Origin of the sequence: Hydrogenophaga sp. (assembly GCF_028698005.1) — a bacterium.
Lineage (GTDB): Bacteria > Pseudomonadota > Gammaproteobacteria > Burkholderiales > Burkholderiaceae_C > Hydrogenophaga.
In genome coordinates, this window is sequence record NZ_JAQVEJ010000237.1 from 1 (window position 1) to 3,156 (window position 3,156).

Consider the following 3,156-nt stretch of genomic DNA (forward strand, 5'->3'; position numbering starts at 1 on the left):
CGCTCTTCCGATCTGGTTCAGGTCCGTCATCGCGCCGTTTCGGCCAGGCAGCGCGCCATGATGCGCGCGGCCTCGGGCATGCGCGGGCCGGGGCGCACCACCACGTCCGACTCGCCGGGGCCGAACACGCACACGCGCTTGTCGCGCACGGCCGCGATGCCCTGCCAGCCCGGGTACATCACCATGGGCTGCATGCTGCGGTTGCCGACCATGATCACACCAGGGTTGGCGCGCACCACGAATTCGGGGTTCAGGCGCGGGAACGGGCCCAGCTCGGCGCCCACCACGTTCTCCGCGCCCAGGCGGGCCAGGGTCTCGCCGATGAACGAGGCCGTACCTGCGGCGTACGGGCCCCGGCTCACCTCGAAGTACACCCGCGCGCCACGCGCCCGGGGCGGCAGCGACTGCGCCGCCGCCTGCACCCCCGCATCGATCTCGCGCCAGAGCCGGTCGGCGGCGTCCTGCGGCCGCGGCAGGTGCAGCGCGCGCGCCACGTCGCCCAGCACGCGGCGCACGTCGGCGTGCACCTTGGGTTCGAGCGCCAGCACCGTGAGGCCCAGCGCCTCCAGCCGCTCGCTGGCGCGCGTGCTGCTGGCCACCAGCACCAGGTCGGGCCTGAGCGCCGCCACGGCCTCGATGCTCGGGTCGATGTAGCCGCCCAGCTGCGGCAGCTCGCGCACGGCATCGGGCCAGTTGGAAAAACGGTCCACGCCCACGAGCCGGTGGCACTCGCCCAGCGCGCAGACGCTCTCGGTCAGCGATGGCAGCAGGCTGGCGATGCGCTGCGGCGGCTGCGCGATGGTCACCACGCGGCCCCGGTCGTCGGTGATCTGCACGGGTTCGGCGCCGGCCGGCCGCGTCATGAGCAGGGCCGGCACGAGCAGGAGGGCGAGCACCCAGGGAATGCGGCGGATGGGAGTCGGGTTCATGAAGGGTTCTTGAGGAAAAGCGGCAACCCGGCTGCCATCAGGGTTACGCGCTCGCACACCCCGGCCACCTGCTGGTTCAGCGACCCGAGCGCGTCGACGAAGGCGCGCACCTCGCGGCCCATCGGAATGACCCCCAGACCGATCTCGTTGCCCACCAGCACCACGGGACCCGGGGATTGCCGGACCGCCTCCAGCAGCGGCGCGGCCGGCGCTGGCCAGCCGGCGGGCGGTGTCTGCTCCTGCCGGGTATGTTCTTCCGGCGGCATGAGCCAGTGGGTCAGCCACAGCGTGAGGCAGTCGACCACGATCAGCGTGTGCGCCGCGCCATGGCGCGCGATGGCGTCCGCCAGCTCGCGCGGCTCCTCCAGCGTGGCCAGGCCCGGCACGCGCTCGGCGCGCTCGCGCCGGTGGCGGGCGATGCGCTCGCGCATCTCGTCGTCGTGCGCCTGGCCGGTGGCGATGAGCAGGGCACGGTGCTGCGGCGCCTGGGCCAGCCAGTCGCGCGCCAGCCCCTCGGCGCGGCGCGACTTGCCGCTCTTCTGGCCGCCCAGGATCAGCTCGCTGCGGGCAATGGAAAGGCTCGGGTTCATGCGCCGCCTATTGTCGCCTCGGTCGTCACCCCGGTTGCCCCGCCCGCGCCCAGCAGCCGCGCCACCGCGGCCGGGCTGGAGGCGAACCATGCGTGGAAGTAGCTGGCGCGGATGCTGCCATGGCGGTACACCGCCTCGCCCGTGCCGGGCGCGGGCGCTGCATCGGGCCGCGCGGTGCGGGCCCAGACCGCGGCGCCGCTGTCCAGGGTCGAGTAGTGGAAGGTGTGACCGCGCAGCACCTGGCCGTCCAGATCGAGCTGCTGCGGCCCCAGCGCCGCCAGGCGGCGCTGCATGCGCACCTCGCCGGGCAGCAGGCCCCAGGCCGGGTGGCGCGTGCCGTCGGCCAGCGTGATCGCCTCGCACAGCGCCATCATGCCGCCGCACTCCGCCCACACGGGCTTGGCCTGGGCGACATGGGCCGCGAGGCTGGCACGCATCGCCTGGTTGGCGGCCAGGCGCGCCATGTGCAGTTCGGGGTAGCCGCCAGGCAGCCAGAGCGCGTCGCAGGGCGGCAGCGCGGCGTCCTGCAGCGGCGAGAAGAACACCACCTGCGCGCCCAGGCGGCGCAGGCAATCGATGTTGGCCTCGTAGATGAAGCAGAAGGCGGCATCGCGCGCCACGGCCACGGTGCGGCCTGCCAGCAGCGGCGGGGTTTCCTCCGCCTCGTCGGGCGGCGCGAAGTCCACGGCCCAGCGCTGCCAGTCCTGCGCCGTCATCCGGCCCAGCGGCGTCGCGGCCAGCGCGTCGGCGGCGGCATCGAGCCGCTCCACCCGGTCGGCCAGTTCCTGCGCGTTCACGAGGCCCAGGTGGCGCTCGGGCAGCAGTCCTGCCTTGGGGCCCGCGGCCTCACCATCCACCGCCACGCGCATGAGCGCGCCCAGCCAGTGCGCCGGCGTGCGCAGGCCCTCTCGCAGCAGTTGCGCATGCCGCTCGCTGGCCACCCGGTTGGCCAGCACGCCCGCCCAGCGCAAGCCGGGCCGGTACTGCTGCAGCCCCAGCGCCAGCGCGCCGAAGGTGCCCGCCATGGCCGACGCGTCGACCACGGCCAGCACGGGCAGGCCCAGGCGTTCAGCCAGATCGGCGGCGCTGGGCACGCCGTCGAACAGGCCCATCACGCCTTCGACGATGATCAGGTCGGCCTCCCGCGCGGCGGCGTGCAGGCGCGCGCGGGCATCGGCCTCGCCGGTCATCCACAGGTCGAGCTGGTGCACGGGCACGCCGCTGGCGAGTTGGTGCCACTGCGGGTCCAGGAAGTCCGGCCCGCACTTGAACACCCGCACGCGCCGCCCCTGGCGCGCGTGCAGGCGAGCCAGCGCGGCGGTGACGGTGGTCTTGCCCTGGCCCGAGGCCGCCGCCGTGACCAGCACGGCGGGGCAGCGTGCGCCAGCCGGGCTCAGCGCTGCGGCGCCCACTTCAGACCGACATAGAGCGTGCGCCCCGGCATCACGTAGGTGCGCGCCACCTGGTAGTCCTTGTCGGCCAGGTTGTCCACGCGGGCCAGCAGCGTGAAGTCGCGCGCGATGCGCGTGCTGGCGTACAGGTTGACGAGCGCATAGCCATTGAGCTCCTGGGTGTTGGCGGCGTTCTCGAAGCGGCGGCCCGATGCCTGGACTTCTCCGCCCAGCGTCCAGCCCGCC

At 74.1% G+C, this 3,156-nt stretch carries 3 protein-coding genes and 1 pseudogene; all 4 read right to left on the minus strand.

Annotated features, from left to right (window positions below; genetic code table 11):
* Window positions 1–26: 26 nt before the first annotated feature.
* Window positions 27–929, minus strand: coding sequence for an ABC transporter substrate-binding protein (locus PHQ87_RS15305; protein WP_300236254.1), 903 nt, complete (start codon window positions 927–929; stop codon window positions 27–29).
* On the minus strand, window positions 926–1,519 hold the full coding sequence (locus tag PHQ87_RS15310; RefSeq protein ID WP_300236257.1) for a bifunctional adenosylcobinamide kinase/adenosylcobinamide-phosphate guanylyltransferase: 594 nt from the start codon (window positions 1,517–1,519) through the stop codon (window positions 926–928). The genes PHQ87_RS15305 and PHQ87_RS15310 overlap by 4 nt, the downstream gene beginning before the upstream one ends.
* Entirely contained in the window at window positions 1,516–2,886 is a 1,371-nt protein-coding gene (locus tag PHQ87_RS15315; protein ID WP_300236260.1) for a cobyrinate a,c-diamide synthase, read from the minus strand. Before PHQ87_RS15315 ends, PHQ87_RS15310 begins: the two co-directional genes overlap by 4 nt.
* Window positions 2,887–2,912: 26 nt before the next feature.
* Window positions 2,913–3,156 (minus strand): annotated as a pseudogene (locus tag PHQ87_RS15320) (TonB-dependent receptor); the annotation flags it as partial.

Excerpts from the sequence above, each read along its gene's own strand:
- PHQ87_RS15305 (WP_300236254.1), bottom strand. The coding sequence starts at position 929 with ATGAACCCGACTCCCATCCGCCGCATTCCCTGGGTGCTCGCCCTCCTG.
- PHQ87_RS15310 (WP_300236257.1), bottom strand. The coding sequence starts at position 1,519 with ATGAACCCGAGCCTTTCCATTGCCCGCAGCGAGCTGATCCTGGGCGGC.